Origin of the sequence: Arminella tubonensis (assembly GCF_003240585.1) — a bacterium.
Classification (GTDB): domain Bacteria; phylum Pseudomonadota; class Alphaproteobacteria; order Rhizobiales; family Rhizobiaceae; genus Rhizobium; species Rhizobium tubonense.
This window is the reverse complement of record NZ_PCDP01000059.1, coordinates 156,121-173,466: the sequence shown is the minus strand read 5'-3', so window position 1 is coordinate 173,466 and position 17,346 is coordinate 156,121. Positions and strand designations below refer to the sequence as shown.

17 protein-coding genes are annotated in these 17,346 nt (G+C 59.7%); 16 read left to right on the top strand and 1 reads right to left on the bottom strand.

Annotation, left to right across the window (positions count from 1 at the left end):
* The first annotated feature begins 32 nt into the window (after nt 1-32).
* Genes tsaD through CPY51_RS25260 form a run of 5 tightly spaced genes read left to right on the top strand, consistent with a single transcriptional unit; the run spans nt 33 to nt 3,533 of the window.
* The gene (gene tsaD / locus CPY51_RS25280) at nt 33-1,130 is read left to right on the top strand and encodes a tRNA (adenosine(37)-N6)-threonylcarbamoyltransferase complex transferase subunit TsaD (RefSeq protein ID WP_111162968.1); all 1,098 of its coding nucleotides are present in this window, start codon (nt 33-35) and stop codon (nt 1,128-1,130) included.
* Nucleotides 1,127-2,119 (top strand): NAD(P)H-dependent glycerol-3-phosphate dehydrogenase, encoded by a 993-nt coding sequence (locus CPY51_RS25275; protein WP_111162967.1) that lies wholly within the window; start codon nt 1,127-1,129, stop codon nt 2,117-2,119. The genes tsaD and CPY51_RS25275 overlap by 4 nt, the downstream gene beginning before the upstream one ends.
* A gap of 33 nt (nt 2,120-2,152) precedes the next feature.
* The gene (locus tag CPY51_RS25270) at nt 2,153-2,446 is read left to right on the top strand and encodes a YciI-like protein (RefSeq protein WP_111162966.1); all 294 of its coding nucleotides are present in this window, start codon (nt 2,153-2,155) and stop codon (nt 2,444-2,446) included.
* A 3-nt stretch (nt 2,447-2,449) separates the two neighbouring features.
* Nucleotides 2,450-2,881, top strand: a complete 432-nt coding sequence (locus tag CPY51_RS25265) for an EVE domain-containing protein (protein ID WP_111162965.1) — start codon at nt 2,450-2,452, stop codon at nt 2,879-2,881.
* Nucleotide 2,882: 1 nt separating this feature from the next.
* Nucleotides 2,883-3,533, top strand: coding sequence for a class I SAM-dependent methyltransferase (locus CPY51_RS25260; RefSeq protein ID WP_111162964.1), 651 nt, complete (start codon nt 2,883-2,885; stop codon nt 3,531-3,533).
* 9 nt (nt 3,534-3,542) lie between these two features.
* Here CPY51_RS25260 and CPY51_RS25255 read toward each other — a convergent pair whose 3' ends face one another.
* Nucleotides 3,543-4,154, bottom strand: coding sequence for a hypothetical protein (locus tag CPY51_RS25255; RefSeq protein ID WP_146260174.1), 612 nt, complete (start codon nt 4,152-4,154; stop codon nt 3,543-3,545).
* A gap of 294 nt (nt 4,155-4,448) precedes the next feature.
* On the opposite strand from CPY51_RS25255, the gene sdhC reads away from it, so the two are divergent.
* The 11 genes from sdhC (at nt 4,449) to CPY51_RS25200 (ending at nt 17,243) form a co-directional block, all read left to right on the top strand.
* Nucleotides 4,449-4,844 carry a succinate dehydrogenase, cytochrome b556 subunit gene (gene sdhC, locus CPY51_RS25250; RefSeq protein WP_111162962.1) on the top strand — a complete coding sequence of 132 codons (396 nt, stop codon included), beginning with the start codon at nt 4,449-4,451 and terminating at the stop codon, nt 4,842-4,844.
* A 12-nt stretch (nt 4,845-4,856) separates the two neighbouring features.
* The gene (gene sdhD / locus CPY51_RS25245; RefSeq protein ID WP_111162961.1) at nt 4,857-5,237 is read left to right on the top strand and encodes a succinate dehydrogenase, hydrophobic membrane anchor protein; all 381 of its coding nucleotides are present in this window, start codon (nt 4,857-4,859) and stop codon (nt 5,235-5,237) included.
* A gap of 7 nt (nt 5,238-5,244) precedes the next feature.
* Entirely contained in the window at nt 5,245-7,098 is a 1,854-nt protein-coding gene (gene sdhA, locus CPY51_RS25240) for a succinate dehydrogenase flavoprotein subunit (RefSeq protein ID WP_111162960.1), read from the top strand.
* Nucleotides 7,098-8,048, top strand: coding sequence for a hypothetical protein (locus tag CPY51_RS25235; protein WP_111162959.1), 951 nt, complete (start codon nt 7,098-7,100; stop codon nt 8,046-8,048). Before sdhA ends, CPY51_RS25235 begins: the two co-directional genes overlap by 1 nt.
* Nucleotides 8,041-8,820 carry a succinate dehydrogenase iron-sulfur subunit gene (locus CPY51_RS25230; RefSeq protein WP_111162958.1) on the top strand — a complete coding sequence of 260 codons (780 nt, stop codon included), beginning with the start codon at nt 8,041-8,043 and terminating at the stop codon, nt 8,818-8,820. Before CPY51_RS25235 ends, CPY51_RS25230 begins: the two co-directional genes overlap by 8 nt.
* A gap of 237 nt (nt 8,821-9,057) precedes the next feature.
* The gene (locus tag CPY51_RS25225; RefSeq protein ID WP_111162957.1) at nt 9,058-9,585 is read left to right on the top strand and encodes a protease inhibitor Inh/omp19 family protein; all 528 of its coding nucleotides are present in this window, start codon (nt 9,058-9,060) and stop codon (nt 9,583-9,585) included.
* 50 nt (nt 9,586-9,635) lie between these two features.
* Complete coding sequence (gene zapE / locus CPY51_RS25220) at nt 9,636-10,799, top strand: cell division protein ZapE (protein ID WP_111162956.1); 1,164 nt, start codon at nt 9,636-9,638, stop codon at nt 10,797-10,799.
* A gap of 189 nt (nt 10,800-10,988) precedes the next feature.
* Nucleotides 10,989-11,951 carry a malate dehydrogenase gene (mdh, locus tag CPY51_RS25215; protein ID WP_111163226.1) on the top strand — a complete coding sequence of 321 codons (963 nt, stop codon included), beginning with the start codon at nt 10,989-10,991 and terminating at the stop codon, nt 11,949-11,951.
* A gap of 27 nt (nt 11,952-11,978) precedes the next feature.
* Nucleotides 11,979-13,175 (top strand): ADP-forming succinate--CoA ligase subunit beta, encoded by a 1,197-nt coding sequence (gene sucC, locus CPY51_RS25210; protein ID WP_111162955.1) that lies wholly within the window; start codon nt 11,979-11,981, stop codon nt 13,173-13,175.
* 5 nt (nt 13,176-13,180) lie between these two features.
* Nucleotides 13,181-14,083, top strand: coding sequence for a succinate--CoA ligase subunit alpha (gene sucD / locus CPY51_RS25205; RefSeq protein ID WP_111162954.1), 903 nt, complete (start codon nt 13,181-13,183; stop codon nt 14,081-14,083).
* A gap of 175 nt (nt 14,084-14,258) precedes the next feature.
* Nucleotides 14,259-17,243, top strand: a complete 2,985-nt coding sequence (locus tag CPY51_RS25200; RefSeq protein ID WP_111162953.1) for a 2-oxoglutarate dehydrogenase E1 component — start codon at nt 14,259-14,261, stop codon at nt 17,241-17,243.
* Nucleotides 17,244-17,346 lie beyond the last annotated feature (103 nt).

Sequence of the window (17,346 nt, the reverse complement as noted above, 5' to 3'; positions counted from 1 at the left end):
TCCACATCATCGCAATCCGACGTACAGGTTCCATGGCGCCCTTTCTCCGCATTCTCGGCATCGAAACAAGCTGCGACGAAACCGCGGCTGCCGTTGTCGAGCGCGATGCGGACGGCCGGTCCACGGTACTCTCCGACGTCGTCCTGAGCCAGCTCGACGAGCATAGCGTCTATGGCGGCGTCGTGCCGGAAATTGCTGCGCGAGCTCATGTCGAGGCGCTTGATACGCTGATCGAGGAGGCGCTGAAACGTGCCAATGTGTCGCTCGCCGAGGTAGATGCCATCGCCGCCACGTCAGGCCCGGGTCTCATCGGCGGGCTGCTTGTCGGGTTGATGACGGGCAAGGCTATCGCGCGGGCTTCCGGCAAGCCGCTATATGCTATCAACCATCTCGAAGGTCACGCATTGACGGCGCGGTTGACGGACGGGCTGGCGTTTCCCTACCTGATGCTGCTCGTCTCCGGGGGGCACACCCAGCTCATCCTGGTTCGTGGCGTCGGCGAATATGAGCGCTGGGGCACGACCATCGACGACGCGCTGGGCGAGGCCTTCGACAAGACTGCGAAGCTTTTGGGTCTGCCCTATCCCGGCGGTCCGGCGGTCGAGGGGGCTGCTAAAAACGGCAACCCGGAGCGCTTCTCCTTTCCGCGGCCGCTCGTTGGTGAAGCTCGGCTGGATTTCTCCTTCTCGGGCCTGAAGACCGCTGTGCGGCAGGCGGCGATGGCGATCGCCCCTTTGACGCAGCAGGACGTCGCAGACATCTGCGCCTCCTTTCAGCACGCAATTTCACGGACGCTGAAGGATCGGATCGGCCGCGGCCTGCAGCGCTTCAAACTGGAATTCCCTGAGGTCGGCGAGATGCCGGCACTGGTCGTTGCCGGTGGCGTTGCGGCCAATCTCGAACTGCGCACCACGCTGCAGGCGCTCTGCGATAGCAATGGCTTCCGCTTTATTGCGCCGCCACTCCACCTGTGCACCGACAATGCCGTGATGATTGCCTGGGCCGGGTTGGAGCGCATGGCGACGGGCGTCGAACCCGACGAACTTGATGTACAGCCGAGGTCGCGCTGGCCGCTGGATGCAAATGCGACGGCACTCATCGGTCATGGTAGACGGGGAGCGAAGGCATGAGCGCGACGAGAGAACGCATCGCCGTCGTCGGCGCCGGCGCTTTCGGGACTGCACTGGCTGCCGTGATCACGCTGGCCGGAAAGAGCGACGTGACGCTTGTCGGGCGCGACCCGGCGCTGATCTCCGATCTCAAGGCCGATCGCGTTCACGATGCGGCGCTTCCGGGCATTGCATTGCCGGATGCCCTTGTATTTTCCGCCGAGCCGGAGGCAATCCGCAATGCCGAGATCGTGCTTTTTGCAATGCCCTCGCAGGCGCAGGCGGACGCCGCGCGGCATTACGGTCCCTACCTTGCCGAGGGCGCGATCGTCGTCACCTGCGCCAAGGGCATAGATCGCGTGTCGGGAAGCCTGCTGACGGATTTGCTCGAGCAGGAGCTGCCGGACCATGCAATCGCCGTCCTGTCGGGACCGGGTTTCGCTACCGATATCGCCAAGGGCCTGCCCACGGCAATGGCGATTGCAGCGGCCGATATAGCAGTCGCCGAAAGGCTGGCGCAGGCGATTTCCGGCCGGACGTTTCGGCTCTATGCGTCCTCGGACCGCATCGGCGTGCAGCTCGGCGGCGCACTTAAGAACGTCCTGGCGATCGCCTGCGGTATCGTCGAGGGTCGCGGTATCGGTGATTCGGCCCGCGCAGCATTGATTAGCCGCGGTCTGGCAGAGATGTCCCGGTTCGTCTGCGCCAAGGGTGGGCAGGCTGAGACGGTGCGCGGACTATCCGGTCTCGGAGATCTCGTGCTGACCGCCACCAGCCATCAGTCGCGCAACCTGCGCTTCGGGATTGCGCTTGGTCGCGGCGAGGCCGTCGATTCGCTGCATGGGACGCTGGTCGAAGGCGCTCTTGCGGCATCAGTGGCATCGCGGTTGGCGGAAGGGCTCGGCATCAGCATGCCGATCACCGACGCGGTCACCGCGATCATCGGGGGAACCCTCGATATTCCGGACGCGATCGAGCAATTGATGACACGGCCGATCACCACGGAATAAAGTCATTTACCGATTTGAACAGGAGATTGAACAATGCTTTTCGCTTTCGTTTGCAAGGATAAGCCCGGCCATCTGAACGTCCGCATGGAAACCCGCCCTGAGCACATCGAGCACTTGAACAAGCTCAATTCCGAGGGAACTTTGAAAATGGCCGGGCCTTTTCTCGATGCGGACGGCAAACCTTGCGGCAGCCTCATTGTCATCAATGCCGCCGATATCGACGCTGCCAAGGCCCTTGCGGACAGCGATCCCTATGCGAAGGCGGGCCTGTTCGAGAGCGTCGAGATCAAGGCTTTCAACTGGGCATTCAACAATCCGGAGGCCTGATCGATGGCTCATTGGCTCTATAAGTCCGAGCCCTCTTCCTGGTCCTGGCAGGCGCAGAAGGATGCTGGCGAGAAGGGAACCGAATGGACCGGCGTGCGCAATTATCTTGCGCGCAACAATATGCGGGCGATGAAGATCGGGGACAAGGGGTTCTTCTATCATTCGAATGATGGCCTCGAGATCGTCGGGATTGTCGAGGTCTGCGCGTTGTCACATCCGGACTCGAGCGCCAAAGGCGATCCCAAGTGGGATTGCGTCGACATTCGCGCCGTTCGCGATATGCCACAACCGGTGACCCTCAAGGATGTCAAGGCGAACGAGAAGCTCGCGAAGATGGCGCTGGTGACCTCGATGCGGCTCTCGGTGCAGCCGGTTACCGAGGACGAGTATCTCGAAGTCTGCCGCATGGGCGGGCTCGACAACCCTCCAGAATGACTTGAAGACCGATCCCGAGACCTTCATCCGCGCCAATACCGAGATCATGACGCCGCCGCATGTGCCGGAGATCCGTCTGCATCTGGCAACGGAGGCCCATGATCTCTGGCTGAAGACGGAGGATGAGCTTCAGGAGATCGGACTGCCCCCGCCTTTCTGGGCCTTTGCCTGGGCCGGGGGGCAGGGGCTCGCCCGCTATATCCTCGATAATCCGGAGACGGTCTCGGGCAAAAGAGTGTTGGATTTTGCCAGCGGCTCGGGGATCGTTGCGATTGCCGCGAGGTTCGCCGGCGCCGCCGAGGTGACGGCGGCAGATATCGACCCCTGGGCGATGGCTGCTGTTCGATTGAATGCGCTCAAAAACGGGGTGCAGGTCGCCTTTGCGGGAGACGATCTCATTGGACGTCCGGTCGATGCCGACATCGTTCTTGCCGGTGACGTCTTCTACGATCGCGATTTCGCCGATCGCCTTGTCCCCTGGTTCAAGGCACTGGCTGCTCAAGGTATCGAGGTCCTTGTCGGCGACCCCGGACGCGCCTATTTGCCCAAGCAAAATCTGGTCTCCTGCGCCGCCTACGAGGTTGCCGTGACGCGGGCGCTCGAAGACAGCGAGGTCAAGAAGACCACGGTTTGGAAATTCGCAGCCGGCTGATGTACCTGCTCAGGGGCGAATGACGCAGACGCCGTTCTCGTTCGAGCAGACATCGGGCATCCGTGCCACGTCGATGATCTTTGCGCGTGGTCTTGCAATCGATCCCTGCTGTTGCCCGCCTGACGAATAGCTGTAGCCGGTGGCATAAGTTCCGCCGTCGGCGCGGTAGACGTCTGTTGCACCGGCATAGTTGCTGATGAAGCCATAGTCAGGCTGGTCCCGAAGGATAACCCTGACGCTGCTGCCTCCATTCGCGCCGTAGCCACCTAGCGTGTAGAGACGTTGGGGCCGGTTGGAGCGAAAGTAGTTGCCACCGCCAAAGCCACCATTTCCGTTTCGGGCGAAGTTGTTTCGCCCGCCGAACATGCGATCACCGTTATGATGCCTGAAGTCGCGGCCCTGGAACGGAAAGCGGTCGCCCGATGCAAACTGATTGCGCCCGCGAGCGTGGAAATTGCGCTGGAAACCGAAGCCGCCATTGCCGAAATGGGTTCCGTGAATGCCGGGGCGCGGGAACCCGCGGCCACCGACGCCAAAGTCCCCGCCGAGCGCGGGAAGAGCCATGCTTGCGGCGAGAGCCACGGCCAAGAAAACCGAGCTGCTTTTCAGAAGACGCGTCATCATATCTCCGACCTCGCCAATCGTTAACAAAAGGTTAAGGCAGCTTGCCGCAAAGGGAAGCCCAAGTCCACGAGATGCCGTGAAAAACGGATCGAATAGTTAACGCAGGACGATGTTTCGGCCGAGGCGGGCGACCCGAATCGATTAAATTCAAGGCGGTTAGCAATAGTGCTTGTCGACGGGCGCTTCCGTCATTAAACGTCGCGTTGATGCAACGCACACAGGATTTCGGCATCCGTGCGTTGCCCCGGTGGTGCCCGAGATCAAAGAGCATCGTAACGCCGCGAGGTTCTGATGGCGAACGTCACACAAAATCGGCCTTTGTCGCCGCATTTGCAAATCTACAAACTCATTCCGACCATGGTTATGTCGATCGTCCACCGGATCACCGGCGGCGCACTCTATTTCGGCACTTTGCTGGTTGTCTGGTGGCTGATCGCCGCTGCCTCCGGCCAAGCATATTTTGATTGGGTCAGCTGGTTCATGGGTACCATCATCGGCAGGCTGATCCTGCTGGGTTACACCTGGGCCCTGCTCCACCACATGCTCGGCGGTTTTCGCCACTTCATGTGGGACCTCGGCTACGGGTTCGAAAAATCCTTTTCCACGAAACTGGCCAAGGCGACACTGGCCGGCTCGCTCGTTCTGACCGTCATCGTCTGGGCCATCGGCCTTGCCATCCGTTTCTGAAGGGTAATTCTCATGGATATGCGTACCCCTCTAGGGCGTGTCCGCGGCCTCGGTTCGGCCAAGGAAGGCACCGAGCATTTCTGGCGCCAGCGCGTGACGGCCGTTGCCAACGTGCCGCTCTTCCTATTCTTCGTCATTTTCCTGATGATCTATGCCGGCGCACCCTACGCGGCGGTTGTCCACGCATTGGCGAACCCCTTCATTGCCGTGATCTTCGGCCTGATGGTCATTTCCGGCGTCATCCACATGAAGCTCGGCATGCAGGTCATCATCGAGGATTACGTCCACGGCGAAGCGGCCAAGATCGCTTTGCTGATGCTCAACACGTTCTTCGCGATCATTGTGGCTGGGCTCTGTCTTTTCGCCATTCTGAAAATCGCGTTCGTAGGATAATTGCATCATGGCATCGAACTCAGCCGCTCAGAATGGCCCCGCTCAGAATGGCAAGGCCTACAAGTATGTCGACCACTCCTATGACGTGATCGTCGTCGGTGCCGGCGGCGCCGGCCTGCGCGCCACGCTCGGGATGGCGGAGCAGGGTTTCCGTACCGCCTGCATCACCAAGGTATTCCCGACCCGGTCCCACACCGTCGCGGCACAGGGCGGCATTGCCGCATCGCTGCGAAACATGACGCCGGATAGCTGGCAGTGGCATCTATACGATACCGTCAAGGGCTCCGACTGGCTCGGCGACGTCGACGCGATGCAGTATCTGACCATGGAAGCGCCGAAAGCCGTCTACGAGCTCGAGCACTACGGCGTGCCCTTCTCCCGCAACGAAGAGGGCAAGATCTACCAGCGGCCGTTCGGCGGGCACATGCAGAACTACGGAGAGGGGCCTCCTGTACAGCGGACCTGTGCTGCCGCCGACCGTACCGGGCATGCCATTCTCCACACGCTCTACGGCCAGGCGCTGCGCCACAACGCCGAGTTCTTCGTTGAATATTTCGCGCTCGACCTGATCATGTCGGAAGACGGTCGGTGCACCGGCGTCGTTGCCTGGTGCCTGGACGACGGCACGATACATCGCTTCTCGGCGAAGATGGTGGTGCTTGCGACCGGCGGCTATGGTCGCGCCTATTTCTCGGCGACATCGGCGCACACCTGCACCGGCGACGGCGGCGGCATGGTCGCTCGCGCCGGCATGCCGCTCCAGGATATGGAGTTCGTCCAGTTCCATCCGACCGGCATCTATGGCGCCGGCTGTCTGATCACGGAAGGGGCGCGCGGCGAAGGCGGCTATCTCGTCAATTCCGAGGGCGAACGTTTCATGGAGCGCTATGCGCCATCGGCCAAGGATCTCGCCTCGCGCGACGTGGTTTCACGTTGCATGACGCTTGAGATTCGCGAGGGGCGCGGCGTCGGCAAAAACAAGGACCACATCTTCCTGCATCTCGACCACCTCGATCCGGCCGTGCTGCACGAGCGCCTGCCGGGGATTTCCGAGAGCGCCAAGATTTTCGCCGGTGTGGACGTTACCCGCGAGCCGATCCCGGTGCTGCCAACCGTTCACTATAACATGGGTGGTATTCCGACGAACTACTGGGGCGAGGTTCTGAACGCCGACAGCAGCAACCCTGAACGCATCCTGCCGGGACTGATGGCCGTCGGCGAAGCCGGGTGCGCATCCGTGCACGGCGCCAATCGTCTAGGTTCGAATTCGCTGATCGACCTTGTCGTCTTCGGGCGCGCCGCTGCCATCCGTGCCGGGGAAGTGATCGACCGGGCGTCGGCAATCCCGGCGTTGAACATAGCTGCCTGCGACAAGATCATGGATCGTTTCGATGGCCTGCGCCACGCGAGCGGCACGACGCCGACCGCCGTTTTGCGCGAAAAGATGCAGCACGCCATGCAGGACGACGCGGCTGTGTTCCGTACGCAGGAATCGCTAGAGTCCGGCTGCAAGCGCATCTCGGCCATCTGGCATGAGCTGTCCGATGTCAAGGTCACAGACCGTTCGATGGTCTGGAACTCAGACCTCGTCGAAACGCTTGAGTTGCACAACCTGATGGCCAATGCCATCACGACGATCTACGGCGCCGAGGCGCGCAAGGAGAGCCGCGGCTCGCATGCGCGCGAAGACTTCACCGGCGGCCCATTCGGCGGCCGTGACGACGTCAACTGGCGCAAGCACACACTTTCCTGGGTCAACGACGCCGGTGAGGTGAAACTAGACTATCGTCCCGTCCATACCGAACTGATCGCCGAAGGCATCGATCCGCACAAGATCGAGCCGAAGGCACGCGTTTATTAATGAGCGAGAATCCAACGAGCCCCGTAGATGACACACCAAAGTTATCGCGACTACAGGCTGCGTTTCCGTTGTTCATGCAAAAGGATTTTGAAACACCAGTAAATAATGTTCCATACGAAGTTGGCGTTGACAACGATTATCCTGCGGGTTTGCGGGAAATGATAAGCGCCGCAACTGTCACGTATTATTTACAAAACAAGTCCATCGACCATGTTTTGCGCACATATCTTAAAGACATGAAATACGAGGAAGACCCTGGCGGAAATGTCCGACTAGATCGATCGTTTAAAAGAGTGTGCCTTCGTCAAATTGAACAAATTGGGGACGCGGTAAGGATGTATCCGCCATTGTTGGGAAGGACTCCGACCGTTGGAGAATGGATAGGCGATCTGACGCTTGTCCGTATATCCTACAGCTTCGATCGAGCTTTTGCTGAAGCGGATAAAGGGGCGCTGTTTGAGTGCGTGGCGATTGCAAGGATGATATTGGAGCAGATAGCGTGGATTTGCGTAATTCGCTCGTTCGATGACGTAGAAAAAATTAAAAGAACTCCGACCACAAAATGCATTGGTCCGACAACTTCAAAGTTTAGCAGTTTTGGAAGACTTTACGGTTGGATGAGTGACCACGTTCATTGGGACTACGAGGCGCATATCAAGGTAATAACCAAAAACGGAGAGTTCACGGGAGCTTGGTCCGCCACGTCGCAGTTTAAAGCAATCGCGTACGCAATGTTAATAGCCTTGGCGTCCTTAGTCTTCGAGGTTTTCAGGTATTTGCTGGGCCTGTACACTGAATTGCTTGGCAATGCTGCGCTTCAAGAGGCGCTTACAAAAGCTGTAGATTTTGTCCCAGTTTCAATGATCAGGCAGATTTTCGATCTATCGGAAGAATCTAAGGACATTCAAACAATTCTAGACATCAGCAAGGTGACAGCTAACTATGGTTGAACTCGCTCTCCCCAAGAACTCTCAGATGCGCGAAGGCAAGGTTTGGCCGAAGCCGCAAGGTGCTACGAACACCCGCGAATTTCGCGTCTATCGCTGGAGCCCGGACGACGGCCAGAATCCGAGCATCGACACGTTCTATATCGATGTCGATGATTGCGGGCCGATGGTGCTCGACGGCCTGCTCTACATCAAGAACAAGATCGACCCGACGCTGACGTTGCGCCGTTCCTGTCGCGAGGGCATTTGCGGTTCCTGCGCCATGAACATCGACGGCACGAACACGCTTGCCTGCACCAAGGGGCTGGAAGAGATCAAGGGGACGGTGAAGATCTATCCGTTGCCGCATTTGCCAGTCGTCAAGGACCTTGTTCCTGATCTGACCAATTTCTATGCGCAGCATCGCTCGATCGAGCCGTGGCTGAAGACGGTTTCGCCACCGCCCGCCAAGGAATGGAAGCAGAGTCACGACGACCGTCAGAAGCTCGACGGTCTCTACGAATGCATTCTCTGCGCCTGCTGCTCGACCTCCTGTCCCAGCTACTGGTGGAACGGCGACCGCTATCTCGGTCCCGCCGTTCTGCTGCAGGCCTATCGCTGGCTGATCGATTCGAGGGATGAGGCGACGGGCGAGCGGCTCGACAATCTTGAGGATCCGTTCCGTCTTTATCGCTGCCACACGATCATGAACTGCGCGCAGACCTGCCCGAAGGGCCTCAACCCGGCCAAAGCCATCGCCGAAATCAAGAAGATGATGGTGGAGCGGCGGGTCTGACATCGTCGGAATGCCGGGCGGCGATACTTCGCTTGAACGATTTGCAACAGCATAAACTCACAGCTGCACCTTGAATTGTGCAAAAATGCGCCAAATTTGTCCCAGATGGCTTGGAAGGCTCTGGTCTGGGACAATTTCTTCCTCTCTGCCGCTTGATTCAATTAGGGCTTTCACGATAATTCCGCCGTCATTGCGGGCCAACTTCGGGGCAGGCTTGGAAATTTCAGGAGTATAATAATGCGGTTGAAATATGCGGCGACGGCTGTGACCGTTGTTCTGTTGCTTGCCGGCTGCCAGCGCACGGCATACAATGACGTGAATTCTGGCTATTCTGCTCCCCCGCTTCAGGCAGCACCCGTTTCACCCGTCCAGTCCGGCCAGCTTGCGGATCCGACTGCCAGCGGTTCGCAGTTTCCGGCTGCTCCGTCGAACACGCCGAACCCAGCGGCCGCGCAGCAGAATACCGCGATGGCGGCGTCCGCCATGGATGTTACCAAGGAGTCCATGGTCGGCAGCTGGAAGGTCGGAAACGGCGGCGCCACTTGCGACATGTTCCTAACCCTTACCAATCTCGGCAGCGGATCGCGTGGCGGCACTCGAGGCTGCACCGGCGAGCTGACGACAATGGGTTCGTGGGAAGTGTCGGGCAAGCAGGTTCTGCTCAAGGATCGCAGTGGCGCTCAGGTCGGCTCGGTCTATAAGACGGCGGACTCGCGCTTTACCGGCACGACGACCTCAGGTCAGCCGATCAGCCTCAGCCGATAAAGCTGCGCAGTCGGCGGGCCGTTTCACGATGCACAGGCGGACGTCTCCTCATGCAGCCCATGCCTGACTACCCCATCAGCGTCAGCGAACAGTTGAAGACGCTGACAGCGGCCGGTTCGCTTCAAATCGATTCGGCGCAGATGGACGTGGCGAAATGCCTCGACCGCGTGCTTGCAGCTCTCAAGCGCCGGCGGCCGGCTACGAAATCGAGCGCTCTCGGCTGGTTGTTTGCGGCGCGCGCGAAACCCTCCGAAGTTTCCAAGGGACTATACATCCACGGCAGTGTCGGGCGTGGGAAGACGATGCTCATGGACATGTTCTTTTACATGGCTCCCTGCAAGCGCAAGCGTCGGGCGCATTTCCACGAGTTCATGGCGGATGTGCACAATCGCATCGCCGCGCACCGGCTGAGCTTCAAGAACGGAGAGACCAAGGAGGCAGACCCAATCCCGCCGGTTGCCGCCGATCTCTACGAGCAGGCGGAGCTGCTCTGCTTCGACGAATTCTCGGTCACCGATATCGCCGACGCCATGATCCTGTCGCGGCTGTTCTCGCAATTGTTCGTACTGGGCTGCGTGCTGGTCGCGACCTCCAACGTTGAGCCGGATAATCTTTACAGGGACGGTCTCAACCGCGGCCTCTTCCTTCCCTTTGTCGATTTGCTGAAGACCTACGTCGACGTCGTGACGCTGGACTCGCCCACCGACTACAGGATGGAGAAGCTAAACAGCCAGCCGGTCTATCTGACGCCGATCAACGAGCGGACGGATATGGCGATGGATGCGTCCTGGGCGCAGGTGCTGCAAGGGCGCAAAGCGCAATCGATGGAAATTCCGCGGAAGGGACGCTCGATCCACGTACCGCGGGCGGTCGATCGTACGGCACGGTTTTCCTTTGCCGATCTATGCGAGGCTCCGCTTGGCGCCGCGGACTTCCTGGCGATCGCGGATCGCTTCGATACGATCTTTATCGACCATATTCCGCAAATGGGTCCTGACAAGCGGAACCAAACCAAGCGGTTCATCATTCTGATAGACACGTTCTACGACCACGCAGTCCGGCTTTTCGTGTCTGCGGCAGCCATGCCGGAGGATCTCCTGGTCGAAAGACGGGGAACGGAAGGCTTCGAGTTCGACCGCACGACCTCGCGCCTGTTCGAGATGAGAAGCGCCGAATACCTTGCTCAGACTCATGCGAAACGTGCCGCCGAGTAACAATTTAGTGACAGAATATCTTACGTTTACGTAAGAATTTTTCGATCTAACCGATTGAAATTCCTTGTCCAAAAATAATCAATTGCCAAATTTTGGCTTTCAGTCTATGCGATTGGCGGCAATGGTTGACCCCTCAAAAGTATCAACCGGTATTTGATCGACATTTTGATCGCAAAGGATAACACCGAAATGGCGCGCAACAAGATCGCACTCATTGGTTCTGGCATGATTGGTGGCACGCTGGCGCATCTCGCCGGCTTGAAGGAACTCGGCGACATCGTCCTGTTCGACATTGCGGACGGCATTCCCCAGGGCAAGGGCCTCGACATTTCCCAGTCTTCTCCTGTCGAAGGCTTCGACGTCAATCTTACTGGTGCCAGCGACTATTCTGCGATCGAAGGCGCTGACGTGTGCATCGTCACGGCAGGCGTCGCCCGCAAGCCGGGCATGAGCCGCGACGATCTTCTCGGCATCAACCTCAAGGTCATGGAACAGGTCGGCGCGGGCATCAAGAAGTATGCTCCCAACGCTTTCGTGATCTGCATCACCAATCCGCTCGACGCCATGGTCTGGGCTCTGCAGAAATTTTCGGGCCTGCCGACGAACAAGGTTGTCGGCATGGCCGGCGTTCTCGACAGCTCGCGCTTCCGCCTGTTCCTCGCCAAGGAATTCAACGTCTCGGTTCAGGATGTGACGGCATTCGTTCTCGGCGGCCATGGCGACACGATGGTGCCGCTTGCGCGCTACTCGACTGTTGGCGGCATTCCGCTGACCGACCTCGTAACGATGGGTTGGGTCACCAAGGAACGCCTTGAAGAAATCATCCAGCGCACCCGTGACGGCGGCGCGGAAATCGTCGGCCTCCTGAAGACCGGCTCTGCCTACTATGCGCCTGCAGCCTCCGCGATCGAGATGGCCGAATCCTACCTCAAGGACAAGAAGCGTGTTCTGCCCTGCGCTGCCTACCTTTCCGGCCAGTACGGCGTGAAGGACATGTATGTCGGCGTGCCGACGGTCATCGGTGCCGGCGGCATCGAACGCATCATCGAAATCGACATGAACAAGACGGAGAAGGAAGCGTTCGACAAGTCGGTCGCTGCCGTCGCCGGTCTTTGCGAGGCATGCATCACCATTGCGCCGGCGCTGAAGTAATCGTCGCGTTCCAACAGGGATAATTCCATGAATATTCATGAATACCAGGCCAAGGCTCTCCTGAAGAGCTTTGGCGCACCCGTCGCGGACGGCGTTGCCATCTTCACCGCCGACGAAGCAGCAGCGGCTGCCAAGCAGCTGCCCGGCCCGCTTTACGTCGTCAAGAGCCAGATCCATGCCGGCGGCCGCGGAAAGGGCAAGTTCAAGGAACTTGGTCCCGACGCCAAGGGCGGGGTTCGCCTTGCCAAGTCGATCGACGACGTTGTGTTCAACGTCAAGGAAATGCTCGGCAACACGCTGGTCACGAAGCAGACCGGTCCTGCCGGCAAGCAGGTCAATCGCCTCTATATCGAAGACGGCGCTGATATCGACCGCGAGCTCTATCTTTCGATCCTCGTCGATCGTGCAGTGGGCCAGGTTTCCTTCGTCGTCTCGACTGAGGGCGGCATGGATATCGAAACCGTCGCCCACGACACGCCTGAAAAGATCATCAGCGTCGCCATCGATCCGACGGCCGGCGTCACTGCTGCCGATATAGCGAAGATTTCGGACGCGCTGAAGCTTGAAGGCGCTGCCCGCACCGACGGTGCTTCGCTTTTCCCGATCCTCTACAAGGCGTTCGTCGAGAAGGACATGAGCCTGCTCGAGGTCAATCCGCTGATTGTCATGACCAACGGCCGCCTGCGCGTCCTCGACGCTAAGATGTCGTTCGACGGCAACGCGCTCTTCCGCCATGAAGACGTCGTCGCACTTCGCGACACCAGCGAAGAAGACGAGAAGGAAATCGCCGCTTCGAAGTACGACCTCGCCTATGTCGCCCTCGACGGCAACATCGGCTGCATGGTCAACGGCGCCGGCCTTGCCATGGCGACGATGGACATCATCAAGCTCTACGGCGCTGAGCCGGCGAACTTCCTCGATGTCGGCGGTGGCGCCACCAAGGAAAAGGTCACTGCCGCCTTCAAGATCATCACCGCCGATCCGGCCGTGAAAGGCATTCTCGTCAACATCTTCGGCGGCATCATGAAGTGCGATGTCATTGCCGAAGGCGTGATCGCGGCCGTCAAGGAAGTCGGTCTGCAAGTGCCGCTCGTCGTTCGCCTCGAAGGCACGAACGTCGAACTCGGCAAGAAGATCATCAATGAATCCGGTCTCAACGTCATCTCGGCTGACGACCTGGACGACGCCGCCCAGAAGATCGTTTCGGCGGTAAAGGGAGCCTGAGACCAATGTCTATTCTCATCAACAAAGACACCAAGATCCTGGTTCAGGGCCTGACAGGCAAGACCGGCACATTCCATACCGAACAGGCGCTCGCCTACCACGGCACGAAGATGGTCGGCGGCATCCACCCCACCAAGGGCGGAGAAACCTGGACGGGCAAGGAAGGCGAAAAGCTGCCGATCTTCAAGTCGGTTGCCGAAGGCAAGGAATCGACCGGAGCAAACGCGTCGGTCATTTACGTTCCGCCAGCCGGCGCCGCTGCTGCGATCCTCGAAGCGATCGACGCTGAAATACCGCTGATCGTCTGCATTACCGAGGGAATTCCGGTCGCTGACATGGTCAAGGTCAAGGCTCGGCTGCAGAAGTCGAAGTCGCGCCTCATCGGGCCGAACTGCCCTGGCGTCATGACCCCGAACGAATGCAAGATCGGCATCATGCCTGGTTCGATCTTCAAGAAGGGCTCCGTCGGCGTCCTGTCGCGCTCCGGCACGCTGACCTATGAGGCGGTGTTCCAGACGACCAATGAAGGCCTTGGCCAGACGACGGCCGTTGGCATCGGCGGCGATCCGGTCAAGGGCACCGAATTCATCGACATCCTCGAGATGTTCCTTGCTGACGACGAAACGAAGTCGATCATCATGATCGGCGAAATCGGCGGTTCCGCTGAAGAAGAAGCGGCACAGTTCCTGAAAGACGAAGCCAAGAAGGGCCGCAAAAAGCCGATGGTCGGCTTCATCGCCGGCCGCACGGCACCTCCCGGCCGCACCATGGGCCACGCGGGCGCCGTGATTTCGGGCGGCAAGGGCGGCGCGGAAGACAAGATCGCAGCGATGGAAGAGGCCGGCATTCGCGTGTCGCCGTCTCCAGCGCGCCTCGGCAAGACGCTGGTTGAAGTCCTGAAGGGCTGAACGACATACAGGGATTGGGCAGGGGACGGCATTTGTCGCCCCTGTCCTTGGAAGACGGGGTATGCCCCGGAAAGACGAGCCGCAGGAAAAGCGGCAATGAAATGCGGCCGCCGGACACCAAGCGCCGGCAAACCAAAACAAGTCGGGAGGCGGACGGAAGCGTTCGCATATCACCATGGCAAGGCAAGAAGCCAACGAGCAGTTTCAGATCACCTCGTTCCTTGACGGCGCGAACGCCGCCTATATCGAGCAGCTCTACGCGCGCTACGAGGACGACCCGGACACGGTTTCCGCCGAGTGGCGGTCTTTCTTCAAGGCGCTCGAGGACAGTCCGGCCGACGTCAAGCGGGCGGCGAAGGGTGCCTCCTGGCAGCGGAAGAATTGGCCGATCGCGGCCAACGGCGAGCTGGTATCCGCGCTCGACGGCAACTGGGGCATCGTCGAGAAAGTAATCGAGACGAAGGTAAAGGCGAAGGCTGAAGCTCAGGGCAAGCCGACCGAAGGCGCCGACATCATCCAGGCGACCCGCGATTCGGTGCGCGCCATCATGATGATCCGGGCCTATCGCATGCGCGGCCATCTGCACGCCAAGCTCGATCCGCTCGGTATCGCCGCGGCTGTCGAGGATTACAAGGAATTGTCGCCGGAAGCCTATGGCTTTACCGAAGCCGACTATGATCGCAAGATCTTCATCGACAACGTGCTGGGGCTTGAATATGCCTCAGTGCGCGAGATGATCGAGATCCTCGAGCGGACCTATTGTTCGACCCTCGGCGTCGAATTCATGCACATGTCCAATCCTGAAGAAAAGGGCTGGGTCCAGGAACGCATCGAAGGGCCTGACAAGGGCGTCGCGTTCAGCCCCGAAGGTAAGAAGGCAATCCTGCAGAAGGTGATCGAAGCCGAAGGCTACGAGCAGTTCCTCGACGTCAAGTTCAAGGGCACCAAGCGCTTCGGCCTCGATGGCGGCGAATCGCTGATCCCGGCGCTGGAGCAGATTCTGAAGCGTGGCGGTCAGCTGGGCCTCAAGGAAGCGGTGTTCGGCATGGCCCATCGCGGCCGCCTGAACGTCCTTTCGCAGGTGATGGGCAAACCGCACCGGGCGATCTTCCACGAATTCAAGGGTGGCTCCTATGCACCTGACGAGGTCGAAGGTTCTGGCGACGTCAAGTATCACCTGGGTGCCTCCTCCGACCGCGAGTTCGACGGGCAGAAGATTCACGTGTCGTTGACGGCAAACCCTTCGCACCTCGAGATCGTCGATCCCGTCGTCATGGGCAAGGTCCGCGCCAAGCAGGACATGAGCGCCACCGTCTGGGACGGCGACACGATCCCGCTTTCCGAGCGTTCCAAGATCGTGCCTTTGCTGATCCACGGCGATGCTGCTTTCGCGGGGCAGGGCGTCATCGCGGAAATCCTTGGCCTTTCCGGGCTGCGCGGCCACCGCGTTGCCGGCACGATGCACGTCATCATCAACAACCAGATCGGCTTCACCACCAATCCGGCCTTCTCACGTTCGTCGCCCTATCCCTCCGACGTCGCAAAGATGATCGAGGCACCGATCTTCCACGTCAACGGCGACGATCCGGAGGCCGTGGTCTATGCGGCCAAGGTTGCGACCGAATTCCGCATGAAGTTCCACAAGCCGGTCGTGCTGGACATGTTCTGCTACCGCCGCTACGGCCACAACGAAGGCGACGAGCCGTCCTTCACACAGCCGAAGATGTACAAGGTCATCCGCAGCCACAAGACGGTGCTGCAGCTCTATTCTGCCCGCCTGATCGCCGAGGGCGTTCTGACCGAAGGCGAAGTCGAAAAGATGAAGGCCGACTGGCGTGCTCATCTCGAGCAGGAATTCGAGGCCGGCCAGCACTACAAGCCCAACAAGGCGGATTGGCTGGACGGCGAGTGGTCGGGTCTTCGGGCTGCCGACAATGCCGACGAGCAGCGGCGCGGCAAGACCGCCGTGCCGATGAAGACGCTGAAGGATATCGGCCGCAAGCTCTCGGAAGTTCCGGCTGGCTTCAATGCGCACCGGACCATCCAGCGCTTCATGGAAAACCGGGCCAACATGATCCAGTCGGGCGAAGGCATCGATTGGGCAATGGCGGAAGCGCTTGCTTTCGGCGCGCTCTGTGTCGAAGGCCACAAGATCCGTCTGTCCGGTCAGGATTGCGAACGCGGCACTTTCTCGCAGCGTCATTCGGTACTTTACGACCAGGAAACAGAAGAGCGCTATATTCCGCTTGCCAACATGTCGTCGACGCAGGGTCGATTCGAAGTTATCAACTCGATGCTCTCCGAAGAAGCCGTGCTGGGTTTCGAATACGGCTACTCGCTTGCCCGTCCGAACGCGCTGACGCTTTGGGAAGCGCAGTTCGGCGATTTCGCCAACGGGGCGCAGGTCGTTTTCGACCAGTTCATTTCATCGGGCGAGCGCAAGTGGCTGCGTATGTCGGGCCTCGTCTGCCTATTGCCGCACGGTTATGAGGGCCAGGGTCCCGAGCACTCCTCCGCCCGCCTCGAACGCTGGCTGCAGCTTTGCGCCGAAGACAACATGCAGGTCGCCAACGTTACGACGCCGGCGAACTATTTCCACATCCTGCGCCGCCAGCTGAAGCGCGACTTCCGCAAGCCGCTGATGCTGATGACGCCGAAATCGCTGCTGCGCCACAAGCGTGCGGTATCGAGCCTTGCTGAAATGGCCGGGGAATCCTCGTTCCATCGTCTGCTTTGGGACGACGCCGAAGTGATCAAGGATGGGCCGATCAAGCTGCAGAAGGACGCCAAGATCCGTCGCGTCGTCATCTGCGCCGGCAAGGTCTACTACGATCTGCTGGAGGAGCGCGAGAAGCGAGGGGTAGACGATGTCTACCTGCTGCGCATCGAACAGCTCTATCCATTCCCGGCCAAGGCCCTGATCAACGAGCTGTCACGCTTCCGCAATGCAGAGATGGTCTGGTGCCAGGAAGAGCCCAAGAACATGGGCGCATGGTCCTTCATCGATCCGTACCTGGAGTGGGTGCTTGCCCATATCGATGCGAAGTACCAGCGCGTTCGGTACACCGGTCGTCCGGCGGCCGCCTCTCCGGCGACGGGCCTGATGTCCAAGCATCTCGCGCAGCTTGCTGCATTCCTCGAGGATGCGCTTGGCGGCTAATCTGGAGTGGCGGATCGATATCTCTTCTCCGAGAGCCGTTCCGCCGCACCTGCACCCAACTGCTTTGGATGCCGCTTCGACGTCTCGCCTATGCCTTCGATCA